The sequence below is a fragment of the Burkholderia sp. AU38729 genome (genome assembly GCF_020419725.1).
In the GTDB taxonomy this organism is placed as follows: domain Bacteria; phylum Pseudomonadota; class Gammaproteobacteria; order Burkholderiales; family Burkholderiaceae; genus Burkholderia.
This window is the reverse complement of sequence record NZ_JAIZQO010000011.1, coordinates 99,767-118,855: the sequence shown is the minus strand read 5'-3', so window position 1 is coordinate 118,855 and position 19,089 is coordinate 99,767. Positions and strand designations below refer to the sequence as shown.

The window sequence follows — 19,089 nt, the reverse complement described above, 5'->3', positions numbered from 1 at the left end:
CCGCTCCGTGGCGCTTTTGTTTTGGGCCGCGGTTTTGCCTCGCGTTTCGCCGTCACCGTATCGATTGCCGCGACAGCCACGCCTGCGCTGAATCAGCGCGACTGTGTGGGCTGCGCCGGTGCGGCCGGCCCTGTCTCCTCCATCCTCCCTGCGAAACCGGTGCGACGCTACGCGGCCAGCGATTCGGCCGCATGCAGGCGCATCTTCTGCGCCGCGCCCGCGACGAGCGCCGGCTGGCCGCTCGATGCAAACGCGCAGACGTGCTCCCACAGCTCGGCCAGCCGATGCCGCGTGAGCGTCGTGACGCACGTGTCGTGCGCCGTAAGCACCTGCTCGAGCACCGCGCATTCGTCGTCGCGCAGCGTCCATGCGCCGCTTTGCGCGGCGCGCGCCACGCCCGTATCGAGCGCACGCTCCGCGTCGACGCACAGGTCGATGTCCGCATCTGCAAACACCGCATCGTCGAGCGCCAGGAACACCAGGTAGACGCTCGTGCGCAAGCGCATCAGCAGCGCCTCGCTGCCATGCCCGCTACGCAGCGCGACGAGCGCCATGTGGCATTTCAGCGAGATGTCGCGCGCATGCACGGGCGGCAGCGGCAGCAGCCACTCGCGGGTCAGCGGCACGTGGCGACGGTTCTTCCGGGCGCCCTTCATGATGGGCTCCCGTCGGCGGGCGCATCGCTCGCGTCGAAAGCCGGCCATGCGATGCGGCACGCAACGGCGTCGCGGCGCGCATCGCGCAGATGCTGCGCACGACGCCGCGCGCCGTGCCCATCGTCGCGCCGTTGCGTCGCTCGTGCGTCCGGCGGCCGGCGCGGCGCCGACGCGCGCACGCCGCCGCCGGCAAATCGGATCGTGCAAGGCATGCTCGTCTCCTGCATCAGAACGTGTTCTCGCCCTTCAGGTAGTACGCGGTCTTCACGAAGAACGCCTTGACCGGATGGCCGCCCTGCACGTCGCGCGCGGCGCGCGCTTCCATCGCGGCACGCGCTTCGCGCGACCGGTCCGGCACCGGGTTGTGGACACGTTCGAGTGCACGCTGCATCGCAAGCGGATAGTTCTGGTTGCCGGCCGACGTTGCGCGATAACCCGCGCGCGTCATCTGCACCAGTTGCGCGTCGGTCTCGGCACGCGCCGCCGACCAGCTCGACAGCGACGCATTCGATGCGCCGTCGGTCACAGCGGACTGGGCGAAACTGACGGCGGGCAGCGCAACGAGTGCGCAGGAAAGTACCGCAACGGGAACGAGGGATCGCATAGTGGCCTCCAGGTGGTTGTCCCCGCATCGATCGTATTCGACGATGCGTTGAAACCATCGTATGACGCGCTGCATTCCGTATGAATAGCCGATTCTGCAATTGATATTTTCGGTGTCGACACCCGGTGCGCAAATCGCGTCATGCGCGAATCCCGCCAAACAGGCATTTCTTTATTTCATTCAACGCCCTGATCGCGTTTGTTCAGACGATCCGAAGCAGCGCACGCCGCGCTTTTTCAATTTCGGAAATGACATGTTGCCGATGCGATCACCACCGGCGCACCCGCCGACAAGGCTTCCGGCGTGATATCGCGCGTGGATACCGCAATCGCCGGCCCAATCGAATCGAACGTTTTTCGTGATTCAGGACAAGTCATCCCAATCCAATTGCCGGATCGCGACACGACGTGCACGGCAAGGACGCGCGATAATCAAGCATCGGCCGTTTCGCACGGCACCTCATGCATTCCCATTCTCATCGAGTCCTTCCATGGCAGCCCTCGACACCACCACCATCCACAGTTGGCACGCACACGTCTATTTCGATGCGGCCAGCCGCGACGCGGCCTGGGCGTTTCGCCAGCTCGTCGACGAACGGTTCGGCGCGGTCATCGAACTCGGCCGCTTTCACGAACGCCTCGTCGGCCCGCATCCGGCCTGGTCGTACCAGATCGCATTCGACGCCGCGCGCTTCGACGAGATCGTGCCGTGGCTCGTGCTGAACCACGGCGCGCTCGACATCTTCCTGCATCCGAATACGAACGACGAACTGCGCGACCATCGCGATTGCGCGGTGTGGATCGGGAAGTCGTATCAGCTGAATCTCGACGCGCTGGCCGGATAACAGCCGGCACGCGGCCGCCTGCGCCGCGGCGACATCCATGTTTCGGGTCGACGTGAAACGTCCCGCGGCGGCGCGCCCCTACAGTGGGTTCCGTTACCGATGCTTCCGGAACCCGCCATGTCACACGCCCACGCCGATGCCCGGCACATTTATGAAGGCTGGCACGCGGCCGTCGTCGCGCGCAACGTCGATGCGCTGATGGCGCTGTATGCCGACGACGCGGTGCTCGAAACGCCGCTGATCGTCGTCACGCTGCCCGATCATGGCGCCGGCGTGCTGCACGGCAAGGCCGCGATCGGCGCGTTCTTCGAAGCGGGCCTGCGCAATCCGGGCAACAAGCTCGGGCGCTGGTACCGCACCGGGTTGTTCTTCTCGAACGGCCGCCAGCTCACGTGGGAATATCCGCGCGCCACGCCGGACGGCGACCAGGTCGATCTCGTCGAGGTGATGGAGCTGCGCGACGGGCTGATCGCGCATCATCGCGTGTACTGGGGATGGGTCGGCTTTCTCGCGCTGCGCGCCGCCACGCCGGCGCCGGAGCGCGCATGACGGCCGCCGTGCCGAATCGCGCCGCGGCCTGCCGCATGCTCGCCGCGACCTGCGTGAGCTACACGCTCGTGCTGCTCGACGCATCCATCGTCAACGTCGCGCTCACCGACATCGCCCATACGTTCGGCAGCCGCGTGGCCGGCCTGCAGTGGATCGTGAACGCGTACACGCTCGCGTTCGCGAGCCTGCTGATGACAGGCGGCACGCTCGGCGACCGGCTCGGCGATCGCGACGTCTATATCGCCGGACTCGCGGTCTTCGTCGCTGCGTCGGCGCTGTGCGGCGTCGCGCCGACCCTCCCGGCGCTCGCGATCGCCCGCGCGTTGCAAGGCGTCGGCAGCGCGATGCTGGTGCCCTGCTCGCTCGCGTTGCTCAACCGCGCCTTCCCCGAACCGGCCGCGCGCGCGTCGGCGATCAGCCTGTGGATGGGCTGCGGCGGCATCGCGATGGCGTCGGGCCCGCTGATCGGCGGCCTGCTGATCCATCTGTTCGGGTGGCGCAGCCTCTTCTTCGTGAACCTGCCGCTCGGGCTGGCCGGCATCTGGCTCGGCCGCTCGGTCGTGCGCGCCGCCGTCGTCGACGCATCGCGGCATTTCGACTGGGGCGGCCAGGCCGCGGCCATCGTTGCGATCGCGGCCCTGATCGGCACGTTGATCGAAGGCCCGTCGCTCGGCTGGCGCTCGGCGCCGATCATCGGCGGCGCGGTAACGAGCGTCGTCGCGTGGAGCGCGTTCATCGCGATCGAAGCGCGGCGCCGCGAACCGATGCTGCCGCTCGCGTTCTTCCGCAACCGGCTGTTCGCCGGATCGACGTTCGTGTCGATGGCGTCGGCGTTCGTGTTCTACGGCCTGCTGTTCGTGCTCAGCCTGTTCTATCGGCAGGTCCGCGGCGCGAGCCCGCTCGACACGGGGCTCGCGTTCCTGCCGATGACCGCGATGGTCGCGCTCGGCGGGCTGGGTTCGGGCAGGCTGGTTGCGCGCTTCGGCGCGCGCGGCACGATGTGCGCGGCGTTTGGGCTCTATGCGGCCGGCGCGCTCGGCATGACGGGCATCGGCGCGACGACACCCGCATGGCTCGCCGTCGCGCCGATGCTCGCGATCGGCTTTGCATCGGGATTCATCTCGCCGGCCGCGACGTCGCCGGCGCTCGGGACGGTCGACCGGCGCCGCGCCGGCGTGGCGGCGGCCGCGCTGAACGCGGCGCGCCAGAGCGGATCGGCGCTCGGGGTGGCAATTTTCGGTGCGTGCATCGCGACGTTGCAGCCGTTTCCGGCGGCGATGCGGGTGGCGCTCGGCATCGCGACCGGAATGTCCGCGCTCGCCGCCGCGACATGGTGGGTCACGGCGCGGCCGACACGGGTACCCGGCGAACCGGCCACGCCGCTACAAACCGTCACGCGTCGCTAACGCATGCTCCGGCAGGTGCGCGCGCGGCGGCACGGCGCGCCGTCATTGCCTCAACCGCCCGTCGCTCACGCGACATACATCGCGACACTGACGAACTGGCACAGGCTCCCGGCCAGCACGAACAGATGCCAGATGCCGTGCCCGTGGCGGATGCGTTCGTCGTTGATGAAGAAGTAGATGCCCGCGCTGTAGATCAACCCGCCGGCCACGAGCCACGCGGTGCCGACCGGCGGCAGCGCATGGATCAGCGGACGCACCGCGACCAGCGCGAGCCAGCCCATCGCCACGTACAGGATCATCGACAGCAGGCGCGTGCGCCGCCCGAGCGTCAGCTCCTGCACGATCCCGAACACGGCCAGCCCCCAGCTCACGCCGAACAGCGACCAGCCCCACGGGCCGCGCAGCGTGACCAGCGTGAACGGCGTATAGCTGCCGGCGATCAGCAGGTAGATCGCCGAGTGGTCGCACTTCTGCAGGATCGCTTTCAGGCGCGGATTGCGCACGCTGTGGTACAGCGTCGAGATCGCATAGAGCAGGATCAGCATCGCGCCATACACGCTGAAGCTCACCACCTTGTATGGATCGCCTTCGAGCGCGCCCATCGTCACGAGCGCCACGAGGCCGACCACCGACAGCACCGCGCCGACGAGATGGGAAATGCTGTTGAAACGCTCACCGACATGCACGACGTGTTCTCCTGCGGGTCCATCGGGAAAAGAGGAAACCCTATGATACCGGCCGGCGGAATTTGCCGTGCTGCGTTCAGGCAAACGGCGCAGCGCGCCGCCGGCCCGCCAAAGAAAAAAGCGCCGCGACATGCATCGCGGCGCTTCCCTTTCGATGACCGAACCGCCTGGGCAGCCCGGTTCAGCAGCACTTCCCCGCGCCCGACCCGTACCGCGCGTTCTGACGCTCGCGGAAGAATTCCTCATACGTCATCGGCTCGCGGTCCGGATGGGTCGCGCGCATGTGCGCGACGTAGGTGTCGTAGTCGGGCAGGCCGACCATCAGCCGCAACGCCTGCCCGAGGTAACGCCCCGCGCTGCGCAGGTCGCTGCCAAGATCGCTGAACATCGCGGCCTCCCCTTAACGTCCGCTGCCGAGCGCCTGCGCGGCCGGCATCGCTTCGTACGGCGTCTCGCGCACCGTCGGCTTCGACTCGCGGCGCGCGCGCAGCACGGCGATCACGCCGTACACCGCGATCGCCACGACGACGAAGATGAACAGCCCGGCCAGCGCCGCATCGATGTAGTCGTTGAAGATGATCCGCTTCATCTGCGCGATCGACTTCGCCGGCGCGAGCACCTTGCCTTCGTCCACCGCGGCCTGCAGCTTCGCGGCGTGCGCGAGGAAGCTGACCTTCGGGTTCGCGTCGAAGATCTTCTGCCAGCCGGCGGTCAGCGTGCAGATCAGCAGCCACACGGTCGGCACGATCGTCACCCACGCATAGCGCTCGCGCTTCATCTTGAACAGCACGACGGTGCCGAGCACCAGCGCGATCGCGGCGAGCATCTGGTTCGAGATGCCGAACAGCGGCCACAGCGTGTTGATGCCGCCGAGCGGATCGACCACGCCCTGGTACAGGAAGTAGCCCCACGCGGCCACGCACAGCGCGGTGGCGACCAGGTTCGCCGGCAGCGACTCGGTGCGCTTGAGCGCCGGGTGGAACGTGCCGAGCAGGTCCTGCAGCATGAAGCGGCCCGCGCGCGTGCCGGCATCGACGGCCGTCAGGATGAACAGCGCCTCGAACAGGATCGCGAAGTGATACCAGAACGCCATCATCGCTTCGCCGCCGATCACCTGGTGCAGGATGTGCGCCATGCCGACGGCCAGCGTCGGCGCGCCGCCCGCCCGCGCGATGATCGTCGTTTCGCCGACGGCCTTCGCGGTCTGCGTCAGCATGTCGGGCGTCAGCACGAAGCCCCATTGCGTGACGGTGTTGGCGACTGCTTCCGGCGTCGAGCCGAGCACGGCGGCCGGTGCGTTCATCGCGAAGTAGATGCCCGGCTCGATCACGCAGGCAGCAACCAGCGCCATGATCGCGACGAACGATTCCATCAGCATCGCGCCATAACCGATGAAGCGCGCGTTGGTTTCGTTGTCGATCAGCTTCGGCGTCGTGCCCGACGAGATCAGCGCGTGGAAGCCCGACACGGCGCCGCACGCGATCGTGATGAACAGGAACGGGAACAGGTTGCCCGACCACACCGGGCCCGTGCCGTCGACGAACTTCGTCAGCGCGGGCATCTTCAGTTCCGGCGCGACGACCAGGATGCCGATCGCGAGGCCGAGGATCGTGCCGATCTTCAGGAACGTCGACAGGTAGTCGCGCGGCGCGAGCAGCAGCCACACCGGCAGCACCGACGCGACGAAGCCGTAGCCGATCAGGATCCACGTGAGCTGCGTGCCCGTGAACGTGAACCACGCGGCGAGCGTCGGCGAATCGTGCACGTGCTGGCCGAACGCAATCGATGCCATCAGCAGCACGAAGCCGATGATCGACACTTCGCCGATGCGGCCCGGACGGATGTAGCGCGTGTAGACGCCCATGAACAGCGCGATCGGGATCGTCGCGGCGACGGTGAACGTGCCCCACGGCGAATTGGTCAGCGCCTTCACGACGATCAGCGCGAGCACCGCAAGGATGATCACCATGATCAGGAACGCGCCGAACAGCGCGATCACGCCGGGCACCGTGCCGAGCTCCATCTTGACGAGATCGCCGAGCGAGCGGCCGTCGCGGCGCGTCGAGATGAACAGCACGATGAAGTCCTGCACCGCGCCGGCGAACACGACGCCGGCCAGGATCCACAGCATGCCGGGCGTGTAGCCCATCTGCGCGGCGAGCACGGGCCCGACGAGCGGGCCGGCGCCGGCGATCGCGGCGAAGTGATGGCCGAACAGCACGTACTTGTTGGTCGGCACGTAGTCGAGGCCGTCGTTGTACTTGACGGCCGGCGTCATCCGCAGCCCGTCGAGCTGCATGACCTTGCTGGCGATGAAACGGCTGTAGAAGCGATACGCGATCAGATACACGCAGACTGCGGCGATCACGATCCAGAGGGCACTGACGCGCTCGCCGTGTGCGAGTGCGATCGTGCCGAACGCGAACGCGCCGAGCAGCGCGACCGCGATCCAGAGCAGGGTACTGGAAGCCCGATTCATGGCGTCTCCTGGTCTCCAATGTGTTTTTGAGTGGATGCGGCGAGGGGCCGAACCCGCGTGACGTCGATGCGTCGTACCGCAGCCTCGCAGAGGTCGCGGCGATGGGCCGTAGTATTCCGCGCGACCGGGGCGGCTTACAAGCGGATAACTACGTATGCGGAGCTACGTAGAATTACGTAGATGCATGGCGCGGGCACGATATCGTGCGGCGATTGATCGCGAACGGCGAGCCACGTACAGTGTTCGCCTGCCCCCTTCCGGAACTGTCATGCCGTTCGGATTTCAGAAGATGAACGCGAATGGCGATGACTTCGCCATCGTCGACCTGCGCGGTCAGGATCAGGACCAGAATCAAGCGCACCCCATCGCCCCTGATCTGGTGCGGCGCATGGGCGACCGGCGTTTCGGCATCGGCTTCAACCAGCTCGCGATCGTGTCGGACTGCGACGACGCGGCGGCCCGCGTCGCGTTCTGGAACGCGGACGGCACGCCGCTCGACACCTGCGGCAGCGCGACGCGCGGCGTCGCGTGGCAACTGATGCGGGAAACCGGCATGACATCGCTCGTGCTGCGGACGCCCCGCGGGTATCTCGTGTGCTCGACGGAGGCGAACGGCCTGATCACCGTCGAGATGGGCCGGCCGCTCACCGGCTGGCGGGACGTGCCGCTCGCCGAGGCACTCGACACCCTCGCGCTGCCGCTGCCCGGCGCGCCGGCCGCGTGCAACATGGGCAATCCGCACTGCACGTTCTTCGTCGACGATCTCGGCACGATCGATGTCGCGGCGCTCGGCCCGGCCATCGAAACGCACCCGCTGTTTCCGGGGAAAACCAACGTGCATTTCGTTCAGGTCATCGATCGCACGCATATTCGCCTGCGCATCTGGGAGCGCGGCGGCGGCGTGCCGCTCGGTTCGGGATCGTGTTCGTGCGGGGCGGTCGTCAACGGCATCCGGCGCGGGCTGCTCGACGAGAGCGTGCGGGTCGAATGCGACGGCGGCGACGTGACGGTGCGTTGGGATGGCGCTGGCAGCGTGCTCCTGAGCGGGCCGGTCACATTTGGGTTCAGCGGAGTATGGCTGTGACGGCCGACGACACACACACGTTCCAGGCACTGCGTCCGCGCCTGCAGAAGATCGCGTACCGGATGCTCGGCTCCATCGCGGACGCCGAGGACATCGTGCAGGACGTCTGGCTGCGCTGGCACGACACGGCACGCGACGGGATCGAGAACACCGAAGCGTGGCTCGTCGCCGTCACGACACGCACGTCGATCGACCGCCTGCGCGCCGCGAAGCGCCGGCGCGAGCAATACACCGGGATCTGGCTGCCCGAGCCGGAACTCGACGCATCACCGGCCACGCCCGAGGAAATGATCGAGCGCGCGAACGACGTGTCGGTCGCGTTCCTGCTGCTGCTCGAACGGCTGACGCCGGAGGCGCGCGCCGCCTTCCTGCTGCATGAAATCTTCGAGATCGACTACGACCGGATCGCCGACGCGATCGGCAAGACCGAAGCCGCGTGCCGGCAACTCGTCAGCCGTGCCAAGGCGCGGCTGCGCGACGACGGCTCGCCTCGCCACGCGGTGCCGCGCGAAACGCACCACCGGTTGCTGCAGACGTTCTCGCACGCGCTCGCGCAGGGCGACTTCCCGTCGATCCAGGCGCTGCTCGCCGAGGACGCGACCCTGATCGGCGACGGCGGCGGCAAGGTCCGGAGCGTCCCGAGGCCAATGGTCGGCAGCCGGCGTGTCGCACAACTGTTCTATGCGACGTGGCTGCGCCACGGCAGCGGGGTCGAGATGCGGTCCGTCGTGCTCAACGGCCAGTGGGCCATGCTGCGCTTCATCGACGGACAGCTCGACGCCGCGATGTCGTTCGAGACCGACGGCACGCGCATCGTCCGGATTCTCGTGCAGCGCAACCCCGACAAGCTCGCCCGGATCGCGGCAACCTGCATCGCCGGTTGACGTGCGCGCCTCGCGCGCCAGCGAAGCTCGAGCTCGTGCTCGTGCTCGTGCTCGTGCCGGAAAAAATCCTGCCCGCCCGTCGCCGCGTCCCTTTTTTAAAAAAGATAGAGGACGGTGTCACAGGCCGCTGTGCTGAAACGTCTAGCCGCGTATGGACACCACGATTACAGCACCTTCATGCCAGATACTTCCATCCGCCGCCCTGACGCCGACGATCCGTTCGCGCGCAGCTTCTCGACCTGCTACGCCGGCGTGGTCACCTTCCTGGCCGTCGTCACCGAAGGCAGCTTCGCCCGTGCCGCCGATCGCCTCGGCGTCGGCCGCTCGTCGGTCAGCCGCCACGTGCAGCGGCTCGAGGACCGGCTCGACGCGCGCCTGTTCCAGCGCACGACGCGCAGCATGTCGCTGACGCGCGAAGGCGAACGCTTCTATGAAAGCTGCCGCCCCGGCATCGAACAGCTCGCGCAGGCGCTCGAGGACATGCGCGAGCTGCGCAGCGGCCCGCCGAGCGGACACCTGCGGATCGGCTCGACGCCCGGCTTCGGCCGCAAGATCATCGCGCCGCTGCTGGGCGATTTCCACGCGCAGTATCCGGACATCACGCTCGAACTGCTGCTGAACGACCGGCCGGCCGATTTCTCCGACGACCGCATCGACGTCGCGTTTCGCGACGGCCGCATGGAGGACAGCGCGATCGTCGCGCGCCAGTTGATTCCGATGCAGATGATCGTCTGCGCGTCGCCGTCGTACGCGCACCGGCACGGCTTGCCGCGTCACGTGGACGAGCTGGCGCAGCATCGCTGCATCAACCTGCGCACCGCGTCGGGCCGCGCCGCGGAATGGGAATTCAAGGTCGACGGGCTGGCGCAGCAGCACCAGCTCGCCGCGCATCACACCTTCAACGACATGGATCTGGTCGTGCGCGCGGCGCTCGACGGGCTCGGCATCGCGCAACTGCCCGCGTACCAGGTGTGCGACCTGCTCGCCGACGGGCAACTGGTGAGCTGCCTCGGCCAGCACGCGCCGGACGACGGCGGACACTATCTGTGTTACCTGAGCCGCAAGCACCTGCCGACGCGCATCCGCGCATTCATCGACTACATGATCGAACAGACGCGCGCACGCGACCTGCAGTGCCTCACGACGATGACCACGATGACTACCGTAACGACGACGGCGCCGCTGGAGCCGGTCGATTGATGCATTCGAAGCAACACCGTGAGCACCGGTGGGGCTCTACCGGATCGCGCGGCATCTGCCTACGATGCGGGTTGATCGAACGGCGTGCGGGCATCGCGGCGCGCCATTCGGCAACGTGCCGGCGCACGCGTGCGAATGCAATGCGCGCCGGCTTCGACCGATTCAGGCGGCGCGCCTCCCGCGCGCCCGTTCAAGGAGAGCAATCGTGAAGATCGTCGTGATTGGTGGTACCGGCCTCATCGGCAGCAAAGTCGTCAGGAACCTGATCGCGCGCGGCCACGACGCCATGGCGGCAGCGCCGTCGACCGGCGTCGATACGATCACGGGCGCGGGGCTGGGCGACGCACTGGCGGGCGCGGACGTCGTGGTCGATCTCGCGAACTCGCCGTCGTTCGAGGAAGCGGCCGTGAAGGCATTCTTCGAGACGTCGGGGCGCAACCTGTTCGCCGCGGAGCGCGCGGCGGGCGTGCGCCATCACGTCGCGCTGTCGGTGGTCGGTACCGACCGCCTGCAGCAAAGCGCGTATTTCCGCGGCAAGCTCATTCAGGAAGACCTGATCCGCGCAGCAGGCGTGCCGTACACGATCGTGCGCTCGACGCAGTTCTTCGAATTCGTCGGCGCGATCGCACAGGCGAGCGCCGATGGCGACACCACGCGGCAGGCCACCGCGTTCTTCCAGCCGATCGCGTCGGACGACGTCGCGGCCGCCGTCACCGATGTCGCGCTCGACGCACCGCGCAACGGCATTGCCGAAATCGGCGGCCCCGATCGGGTGCGGATCGCCGACCTGGTCGACCATTTCCTGAAGATCACGCACGACCCGCGCACGGTGGTCAGGGACGCAGGCGCCGATTATTTCGGCGCGATACTGCAGGACGACACGCTCGTCCCCGCGCCCGGCGCGCGCCTCGCTGCGACGACCTTCGATACGTGGTTCAAAAAAAACCAGCCCGCGCGCTGAGCCGCACCGCAGGATCGCGCACGCCATGACGCCGCTACGGCCACCGCCGCTCTCGCTGCTCGACAAGTATCGCGGGCGGGAACCGCAGACGCTCTATTCGACGACGGTGACCGTCACGGGCGGGGCGGCGGAGCATGGGCGCGCATCGGGTGTCGCGCGTTCCGACGACGGCCGCCTCGACGTGGCGCTGCGCCTGCCGTCCGCACTGGGCGGCCCGGGCGACGGCCCGAACCCGGAACAGCTGTTTGCCGCGAGCTATGCAGCGTGCTTTCATGGGGCGCTGAGCCTGCTCGCCACGCGGGCCGGCGTGTCGATCGCCGGCGCGTCGGTCAGTGCATCGGTCGACTTCTGCCGCGATCCGGTGGATGGGCTGTTCATGCTGAACGCGAACATTCGCGTGCAGCTGCCGGGCGTCGAGCGCACGGTGGCGGAAGAACTCGTCCGCAATACGGAGCGCTTCAGCCCTTATACGAAGATGGCGCACGAAGGCATCAGCCACATCGTGGCGCTCGCGCCTCCGGACGATCCGTCGAACGGCTGACCGCAAACAAAATACCCGGCGCGTTGCGCGCCGGGTATTGCCAATCCGTGCTGGCTCAGTGCTTGTCGTCGACCTTCTTCGGCTTCGGCGGCGACGGCACCTTCGCGTACTGGAACGCGGGCGTCGCCTTCAGCGCATCCTTCGTCGCGCCCGGCAGGTAGATGTTGCCGCTGCGCACGTCGAGCGATGCGATCGGCACCGCGACGTCATGCGCGGCCACGCCGAGGAAGCCGCCGGCCGACACGATCGCCGCCGATACCGAGCCGTCCGGCGCGACGATCAGGTCGCGCACGGTGCCGACCTTCTGGTTCTCGTCGTTGTAGACGGCCTTGCCGAGCACGCTCTTCTTCACGCTCCAGCCTTCGAGCAGCGCCTGCGATTGCTCGACGGTCACGCTGAGCGGCTGCGCACCCGCGATCTGCGCATGTGCGCTGACGCTCGAGGCGAGGACGGTTGCTGCGATGAGGGTCTTGTAGAAAGCCATGCTGTCATGTACTCCGGTTCGGTTGTTGTCGGTGTCGGCGGCCGGCCAAGGCGCCTCCGTGCATGCGCCGTGTGAAACGAAAAGGCCTCTGTACGACGCATCACACCGGCCCATGTTAGCGCCACTCGCGAAACGCTGCATCGGACGTGATGACGCAGCCGCTGTCAGCCACCTCTTGCCATGGCGACATTACGGACACCGCAACGAATCGCGTACATCGCCCTCGTCACGCGTTGCGCGACTGCGCACGCCGTTGCCGCACCGCCGCTGCCAGCACGTCGAGCACCGGCTCCGTCTGCGTCCAGCTCAGGCACGCATCCGTGATCGACACACCGTACTTCAGCGGCACGCCCGGCTTCAGGTCCTGGCGGCCGGCCTCGAGATGGCTCTCGACCATCACGCCGACGATCCGCTGCTCGCCCTGCGACAGCTGCCGCGCGAGATCCTGCGCGACGTCGATCTGGCGGTCGTGCGACTTGTTCGAGTTCGCGTGCGAGCAGTCGACCATCACCTGCTCGCGCAGGCCGGCCTTGCGCAGCACCGCGCAGCTCGCCTCGACATGCTCGGCGTCGTAGTTCGGGCCGTTCTTGCCGCCGCGCAGGATCACGTGCGCGTCGTCGTTGCCGCGCGTCTCGAAGATCGCGGCCATCCCCATCTTCGTCATCCCCATGAACGCATGGCTCGCGGCCGCGGCGACGATCGCGTCGGACGCGACCTGCACGCCGCCGTCGGTGCCGTTCTTGAAGCCGATCGGGCAGCTCAGGCCCGACGCGAGCTGGCGATGGCTCTGGCTCTCGGTCGTGCGCGCGCCGATCGCGCCCCACGCGATCAGGTCGGCGATGTATTGCGGGCTCAGCAGGTCGAGGAATTCGGTCGACGCCGGCAGGCCCAGTGCGTTGATGTCGAGCAGCAGTTGCCGCGCGGCGCGCAGCCCTTCGTTGATGCGGAAGCTGCCGTCGAGGCGCGGATCGTTGATGTAGCCCTTCCAGCCGACCGTCGTGCGCGGCTTCTCGAAGTAGACGCGCATCGTGATCAGCAGGTCGTCCTTCAGCGCATCGGCGGCGATCTTCAGGCGGCGCGCGTAATCGAGCGCCTGGTCGTGGTCGTGGATCGAGCACGGGCCGACGACGAGCAGCAGCCGGTCGTCGCGGCCGTGCAGAATGTCGCCGATCGCGCGGCGCGTATCCTCGACGAGCGTCTGCGTGGCGGCCGGCACCGGCAGTTCGTCCAGCAGCAGCGCCGGCGAAATCAGCGGGCGTACGGCGCCGATGCGGACGTCGTCGATGCGCGTGGTGTCCTGCGTCGCGTCGGCGCTGCCTACCTCGCGATCGTGGGAAGGATTGTCGAGGTTCTGCATGGTGATTCTCCGGGGGACGTCTGGAATGATGGGCAGGCTCGATTATGGCACCCGGACGGGACGGTGGCGGGCTGCGGCGGGGGGGACCGACGTGGCGCCCTTGCCGCAGCGCGACGCAGATCAACAGGCGAAAAAAAAGGCGACCCGCGGAGGGTCGCCCGGACACGCGCCGCATCGCACGCGGCGTGGCGGCTAGTGCAGCGTCTCGGGCGCCAGCGAATTGCTCGGTAGCAGCGACGTCAGCCAGCAATTGCTCGGCGCGGCCTTCCCGTTGAAACGGTCGTAGAGCCACGGCAGCATGCCGGCCACCCACGGCACGATCGCGCCCGCATGTTCGAGCGGATACTCGTTGTACACGACCGGCGTGCCGCTGGCACAGAACTTCTGCGCCAGCGCGCGCACGTCGTACGCCATCATCACGCCGTCGCCCACCTGGCTGCTGAACGTGCCATCGAGCGCGCCCGCCGTGCCCTGGCCGATGAACATCGGGATCGTCGGCGAGGCGGCCAGCCCCGCATTCACCTTGTTCGCATAGGTCACGTACACGGGAATGCTGTTGATGTCGTTCGCGTATTGCGGCTTGAACAGCGTGCCCCAGCGCAGCCCCGTGTACTTCGGCAGGATGTAGGCGAGCGACTGGCTCTGGATGTCCTTGAACACGGCGACGCCGGTACCGCTGAGATAGGGCGTCAGGTCGAAGCCGTAGCCGCGCGACAGCCCGGCCAGCGCGGCCGCGGCCACCCCGCCCCACACGATGCTGCCGTCGACGTAGCGCAGGTTGTGCGCGGGATCGACCAGCACGCCGCCTTCCGCCGCGCCGACGAGCTGCCTGTTGATCTCGGGCGCATAGCTCGGCGCGAGCTGAGCGGCCCAGTTCGTCGCGATCGCGCCGCCGGAATAGCCGATCATCGCGACCTTGCTCGACGGATTCAGGCCCGTGGACGGCGTATTGAGCGCCGCGCGGATCGAATCGAGCGTCGTCATCCCGTATTCGGGGCCGGCGGCGAAATCGGCCGTCTGGCCTTCCGTATCGGGCACGATGACGTTGTAGCCGAGCAGCAGCAGCGTCGACAGCGGAATCGATTCCGCGCTGTAGAGCAATGTGCCGACGTTGATGATCTTCGTGACGTCGCGGTCGCCGGCGATCACCTGCGACGGCTCGTCGTACGGATTCAGCGAATCGTAGGCCGACTGGTACGAGATGGCCTGGCCGTTGCTGACCGGGCTCCGGATCACGGACGTCACGTTGACGACCGGCTGGTTCAGCGCGTTATGGGTGCGATACAGCAACTGCTGCGCGGTCAGCGCGGTGGGGATGCCGGCCACGTGGTAGGTGACGTTGCGCGTCTTGAGCACCGTGCCCGGTGGAATCGATGCCAACGGCGTGGTGCCGGTGTACGTGTAGAACGGGTCGGATAGGATCGGCGCGGCGGCGCTGGCTGCCGGCGCGGTGATGGCCAACGCGGCGGACATCGCTGCCGCGGCCATCATGAAACGTCTTGAGAACATGGTTGGGGCCCCTGGGATAACCTGCTTTCATCGAAGGAAGTTCGCGGTGTTGCAGACCATCGCGTGTGCCGCTTCAAAACCGTTTCCGAGCCATCGACTGTCTCCTGTGAATGAGTAATCCGGCCTGTTCCGCACCTGTAATTTTAGTAGGACTACAAACCGGATGAATTGAAGCACAACGAGCGCGCGCTCGACGGGCGTTTTCGATTGTTTGAAGGTAAACGTCTAAATCGGTCGCCGCGCGATGCGGGTGGCGCAGGCCATTCGGCCGACTGTCCGCGTGTTGTCGAAGTGCCGTACGATCACGGCTGTCCGGTACCGAAGGCCCCGTCGTGCGATGCCGGTCGCGCCGCATACTGACTGCCTGTAACCGATCGCCCCCGCCCAACCGATACGCCACGATGACCGTCTCCGAACTGCTCCGCGCCATCCGCCAACCGTATGCCGACCTGCTCGCGAAAGCGGCGGCGCAACCGGCCGTGATCGTCGAACCGGCCTACCGGCGGGCCGACGGCACGCTCGCCACCGAAGGGCCGCTCGCGTTGCCGTGCCGGGCCGACCTCATTGCCACGGAAGGCGAATCGGCCGGCCAGCCGGCGATGGTCGATTCCGCCACGCAACTGGCATTCGAGCCGTTGGCGTTCGACCTCGAAACGGCGGCCGTGTCGATCCGCCCGTTCGTGTGGGACTGGGCTGCGATCGAGGCCGATGGTCTCGACGAAAGCGCGGCCGTCGAGGCGTTTAGGGCGTGGTTCTTCGCGTGGTTCGACGTCGACGACGAGAACACGGCGGCCGAAGACGGCCTGCACGGCATCGCTCACTACCTGTCGGAACCGGTTCGCACGGAACAGGGGTGGCGCGTCAATGCGGATCTCGGCTCCGCGCCCGAGACGGCCGTCGAGGATCTGCTGTTCCGGCTCGTCGATGCAGGCGCGACGCGGATCGTGCTAGGTTGATGCCGCACTTCATTCTTCACCGGCTCATCATGAAAAAAATCCTTGCCGCCCTGCTGCTCTGCGCGTCGCTGCCCGCGTTCGCCAAGGTCTCCACCGACGTGTACTGCTTCAAGTCGGACGGCGACAAGCCCGTGCGCTTCGAGATGCGCACCTACTACGACGACGCCCTCGGCTGGTCAGGCGGCATGGTTCGCTATGCGAAAGCGAAAACGGCGCTGCCGCTGGTGGTCGAGCACGTGGACGAGGAAGTGCTCGCCGAGGGCCGCCCGCACCAGTTCACGACAACCTGGGTCGAGATGGTCGACGGCAGGATCAACGGGCGGTACGAGATGATGTCGCAAGGCGCGATGATCTATTCGATGACCTATACCAGCGCGCGCACCGGCAAGCAGACCGCGTTCGGCAGGGTACTGGACGTCGACGCGTCCGAACAAACCGGGTGCCGCTGGTGATGCGCCCGCTGATCCGGTTCGTGCTGGTGCTGTTCGCGCTGCGCGCGGGCTGTGTCGATGCCGCGCCGCGCACGGTCTACGAAGGAACGCTGCAAGGCGCCGGCGCCGTCGTGATGGAACTCGACGATCGCCCGGCTGCGGATGGTTCAATCTCGGGCCGCTACTTCTATGCGCAGCACGGCGTCGATATTCCGCTGCACGGCACGCCCGCGCAACTGGTCGAACCGCTCGTGCGATCGCAATTGCCGGACGATGCCCGCAGTTCGTTGGGATTCGGCCAGCAAGCCGATTTCGATCATGCCGCGGCCACCTGGCAGGGCACGCGGGACAAGGCCGGCTATCGCGGCCGCTGGATCGATGCGCGCTCTGGCAAGTCACGCAATTTCACGCTGCGGCGCGTTGCGGAATACGATCCCGATGCGGTTGCGCCCGGTGCCGTCGATGCCGTCACCAACAGCATCGCCGGTGGCGTCGGCAGCGGTATCGCAAGCGGCGTGGCCATCGACATGCGGCAGGCGCCTTATGCGACGCTGAAGCTTGCCGGGCACGCGCAGCCCGCAGGCCCCGAGATCGGCGACGGCACCGTTGCGTACCGGATGTGGCGCGACCCGCGCACGAAGCTCATGTATCCGCGTCTGAGCCGTCATCCCGATCCGGCGATCATGGCACGCGTCAACCGCCTGCTCGAGCAGCAGCACTGGCAGATCAATCTCGCCGCGCTCGAATGCGCGTCGACCCGCTATTCCGACGACGGGCCGGCCGCCGGTTCGCTCGGCGGCTTCGACGACGAACAGGTGACGGTCACGTGGCTGTCACCTGCGGCACTCGGCATCGTGGAATCGGGTAGTACGTACTGCGGCGGCGCCCATCCGAACAATCACTACGATCCGGTCACGTTCGACCTGTTGCGTGGTACGTATCTCGACTGGGATCGCGTGATCGACGCGACTGCGGCGGGCAAGGACGGCGAACCGGCAGCGAGCCCCGCGCTGGTGAACTTCATTGCGCGGTTGCGTGACAAGGCCGAATCTGGCGCTCACCCGACGGACGGCGACGGCGATTCGATGGCGTGTGCTGATGTGTTCCCGCAGTATCTGGCGCTCGAATTCGATGCGCCCGGCAAGCTGTCGTTCACCGTCTCCGGCATCGGGCACGCGATGGGCGCCTGCCTCGGGCCGCAACTCGATGCGCCCTTTGCGGCGCTGGCACCGATCCTGAAACCGGGCGGTTCGCGTTATCTCGTACCGGGTGTCAAGCTGAAGTAACACGGCGGTGCGTGGCCGTGCCCACATCGCGCACCGGCCCGGCCGTGTGGCGACGGGGCCGGGCGATGCATACGCCCCGCAGCCGCTGATGTCAGGACGCGCCTTGCGCGTCGACGTCGATGCCCAGCTCGCCGGCCATCCGCAGAACCAGCGCATTCAGCCGCGCCACTTCATCCGCGAGGCGCTTCTGTTCCGCCTTCAGCGCTTCGAATTCGGAAGGCGGCACGGAATCCGCACCGCCGGCCTCCGCGCTCGCGAAGTCGGCCAGGTTCACTTCGCCGCACATCAGGTGCATCCAGCGGTTCTCGCGCGCCCCCGGCGCACGCGGCAGCCGGACGACGAGCGGCTGCGTGCGCGCCGCGAGTTCGTCGAGGAACGCCTCGACCGACGAGATGTCCGCGAAACCGTGCAGGCGCGCGCTGTTCAGGCGCAGTTCGGCGGCCGTCTGCGGGCCGCGCAGCAGCAGGATCGTCAGCAGCGCGATCGCCTGGCTCGGAATGCCGAGCACGCGGTTCATGTTGTGCTCGAAACGCGGCACGCGGCTGCTGCTGCCTTCCATCACGATGCTCAGGTGCTTCAGTCCGTCGAGCGCGGTCGTGACCTCATCCTCGCTCACGTTCATCACCGGCGAGCGCGCGGTTTTCTGGTTGCAGCCCGCGGTCAGCGCATTCAGCGACAGCGGATAGGTGTCCGGCACCGTGTGCTGTTTCTCGACGAGCACACCGAGAATGCGGGCCTCGAGGGGCGTGAGTTCGCGAAGGGCGCGTGGCGTGGGCGTATCCGGCGTGGTGTTCATGGTGGCGTCGCAGCGTGCAGCAGGTGAAGGGAAACGGTCGCGGCCCGTCCGGCATCGCGCACGGGCGAGCCATATGATAGCTCGCGTCGCGTGGCCCGGCGCCGCACGGCGCGCCGGCGCGCGCACTTGCCGCAGCAGGCTTTCGTCCAACGTATCGGCGAGCGGGCGCCACGCGGCGTGGGATACGCATGGCACCGCGGATTCCGCCTCCGCACGCGCGGCCGCGTTTGCGCGACACGCATGCGAGCGCTACGATATGCGTCACCCCGACGCCCGCGGCGCCGCGTGACCGCCTTCGCACGCCACACCACGCATCGCCCGTCACGCACGCCATGCCGCCACGCATGCGCACCGCGCGTCGACGCCGCTCATCCCG

The 19,089-nt window shown here is 67.5% G+C and carries 20 protein-coding genes; 11 read left to right on the top strand and 9 right to left on the bottom strand.

Going from position 1 to position 19,089, the window contains the following annotated elements; genetic code table 11:
* Nucleotides 1-167 precede the first annotated feature (167 nt).
* The gene (locus LGM56_RS27365) at nt 168-656 is read right to left on the bottom strand and encodes a hypothetical protein (protein ID WP_226207245.1); all 489 of its coding nucleotides are present in this window, start codon (nt 654-656) and stop codon (nt 168-170) included.
* Between the two features lie 226 nt (nt 657-882).
* Nucleotides 883-1,260 (bottom strand): hypothetical protein, encoded by a 378-nt coding sequence (locus tag LGM56_RS27360; protein WP_226207244.1) that lies wholly within the window; start codon nt 1,258-1,260, stop codon nt 883-885.
* Nucleotides 1,261-1,750: 490 nt separating this feature from the next.
* Between LGM56_RS27360 and LGM56_RS27355 the strand changes: the two genes are divergently transcribed.
* The 3 genes from LGM56_RS27355 to LGM56_RS27345 all read left to right on the top strand — a co-directional run bounded on the left by LGM56_RS27355 (nt 1,751) and on the right by LGM56_RS27345 (nt 4,059).
* Entirely contained in the window at nt 1,751-2,104 is a 354-nt protein-coding gene (locus tag LGM56_RS27355) for a DOPA 4,5-dioxygenase family protein (RefSeq protein ID WP_089495996.1), read from the top strand.
* Between the two features lie 117 nt (nt 2,105-2,221).
* Nucleotides 2,222-2,653 carry a nuclear transport factor 2 family protein gene (locus LGM56_RS27350; protein ID WP_226207243.1) on the top strand — a complete coding sequence of 144 codons (432 nt, stop codon included), beginning with the start codon at nt 2,222-2,224 and terminating at the stop codon, nt 2,651-2,653.
* Nucleotides 2,650-4,059 (top strand): MFS transporter, encoded by a 1,410-nt coding sequence (locus LGM56_RS27345; protein WP_226207242.1) that lies wholly within the window; start codon nt 2,650-2,652, stop codon nt 4,057-4,059. The genes LGM56_RS27350 and LGM56_RS27345 overlap by 4 nt, the downstream gene beginning before the upstream one ends.
* 65 nt (nt 4,060-4,124) lie before the next feature.
* On the opposite strand, the gene trhA is transcribed toward LGM56_RS27345, so the two are convergent.
* The 3 genes from trhA to LGM56_RS27330 all read right to left on the bottom strand — a co-directional run bounded on the left by trhA (nt 4,125) and on the right by LGM56_RS27330 (nt 7,224).
* Complete coding sequence (gene trhA, locus LGM56_RS27340) at nt 4,125-4,745, bottom strand: PAQR family membrane homeostasis protein TrhA (RefSeq protein ID WP_039349524.1); 621 nt, start codon at nt 4,743-4,745, stop codon at nt 4,125-4,127.
* Nucleotides 4,746-4,926: 181 nt separating this feature from the next.
* Nucleotides 4,927-5,133, bottom strand: a complete 207-nt coding sequence (locus LGM56_RS27335) for a YbdD/YjiX family protein (RefSeq protein ID WP_011353713.1) — start codon at nt 5,131-5,133, stop codon at nt 4,927-4,929.
* A 12-nt stretch (nt 5,134-5,145) separates the two neighbouring features.
* Nucleotides 5,146-7,224 carry a carbon starvation CstA family protein gene (locus tag LGM56_RS27330; RefSeq protein WP_089428804.1) on the bottom strand — a complete coding sequence of 693 codons (2,079 nt, stop codon included), beginning with the start codon at nt 7,222-7,224 and terminating at the stop codon, nt 5,146-5,148.
* A gap of 268 nt (nt 7,225-7,492) precedes the next feature.
* Here LGM56_RS27330 and dapF point away from each other — a divergent pair, with 268 nt between their 5' ends.
* From dapF to LGM56_RS27305, 5 genes are all read left to right on the top strand, one after another.
* Entirely contained in the window at nt 7,493-8,308 is an 816-nt protein-coding gene (gene dapF / locus LGM56_RS27325) for a diaminopimelate epimerase (protein WP_226207384.1), read from the top strand.
* Nucleotides 8,299-9,192, top strand: a complete 894-nt coding sequence (locus tag LGM56_RS27320) for an RNA polymerase sigma-70 factor (protein ID WP_226207241.1) — start codon at nt 8,299-8,301, stop codon at nt 9,190-9,192. The genes dapF and LGM56_RS27320 overlap by 10 nt, the downstream gene beginning before the upstream one ends.
* 177 nt (nt 9,193-9,369) lie before the next feature.
* Nucleotides 9,370-10,392: a LysR family transcriptional regulator gene (locus LGM56_RS27315; RefSeq protein WP_226207240.1), complete on the top strand. Its 1,023-nt coding sequence runs from the start codon at nt 9,370-9,372 to the stop codon at nt 10,390-10,392.
* 205 nt (nt 10,393-10,597) lie between these two features.
* The gene (locus LGM56_RS27310; RefSeq protein WP_226207239.1) at nt 10,598-11,353 is read left to right on the top strand and encodes an SDR family oxidoreductase; all 756 of its coding nucleotides are present in this window, start codon (nt 10,598-10,600) and stop codon (nt 11,351-11,353) included.
* Between the two features lie 25 nt (nt 11,354-11,378).
* Nucleotides 11,379-11,894 (top strand): Ohr family peroxiredoxin, encoded by a 516-nt coding sequence (locus LGM56_RS27305; protein WP_089475879.1) that lies wholly within the window; start codon nt 11,379-11,381, stop codon nt 11,892-11,894.
* Nucleotides 11,895-11,949: 55 nt separating this feature from the next.
* On the opposite strand, the gene LGM56_RS27300 is transcribed toward LGM56_RS27305, so the two are convergent.
* The 3 genes from LGM56_RS27300 to LGM56_RS27290 form a co-directional block, all read right to left on the bottom strand.
* Entirely contained in the window at nt 11,950-12,378 is a 429-nt protein-coding gene (locus LGM56_RS27300; protein ID WP_089495988.1) for a PRC-barrel domain-containing protein, read from the bottom strand.
* A gap of 226 nt (nt 12,379-12,604) precedes the next feature.
* On the bottom strand, nt 12,605-13,735 hold the full coding sequence (locus LGM56_RS27295; RefSeq protein ID WP_089495987.1) for a 3-deoxy-7-phosphoheptulonate synthase: 1,131 nt from the start codon (nt 13,733-13,735) through the stop codon (nt 12,605-12,607).
* 192 nt (nt 13,736-13,927) lie between these two features.
* Entirely contained in the window at nt 13,928-15,244 is a 1,317-nt protein-coding gene (locus LGM56_RS27290) for a lipase family protein (protein WP_226207238.1), read from the bottom strand.
* A 401-nt stretch (nt 15,245-15,645) separates the two neighbouring features.
* Here LGM56_RS27290 and LGM56_RS27285 point away from each other — a divergent pair, with 401 nt between their 5' ends.
* Genes LGM56_RS27285 through LGM56_RS27275 form a run of 3 tightly spaced genes read left to right on the top strand, consistent with a single transcriptional unit; the run spans nt 15,646 to nt 17,917 of the window.
* Nucleotides 15,646-16,200, top strand: a complete 555-nt coding sequence (locus LGM56_RS27285; protein ID WP_226207237.1) for a hypothetical protein — start codon at nt 15,646-15,648, stop codon at nt 16,198-16,200.
* Nucleotides 16,200-16,652 carry a hypothetical protein gene (locus LGM56_RS27280; protein WP_226207236.1) on the top strand — a complete coding sequence of 151 codons (453 nt, stop codon included), beginning with the start codon at nt 16,200-16,202 and terminating at the stop codon, nt 16,650-16,652. The genes LGM56_RS27285 and LGM56_RS27280 overlap by 1 nt, the downstream gene beginning before the upstream one ends.
* A complete protein-coding gene (locus tag LGM56_RS27275; RefSeq protein WP_226207235.1) occupies nt 16,652-17,917 on the top strand; it encodes a hypothetical protein in 1,266 nt (421 codons plus the stop codon). Before LGM56_RS27280 ends, LGM56_RS27275 begins: the two co-directional genes overlap by 1 nt.
* Before the next feature lie 91 nt (nt 17,918-18,008).
* Here the strand turns inward: LGM56_RS27275 and LGM56_RS27270 are convergent, their stop codons facing one another.
* Nucleotides 18,009-18,713 (bottom strand): YceH family protein, encoded by a 705-nt coding sequence (locus tag LGM56_RS27270; RefSeq protein WP_089495984.1) that lies wholly within the window; start codon nt 18,711-18,713, stop codon nt 18,009-18,011.
* Nucleotides 18,714-19,089: the final 376 nt, after the last annotated feature.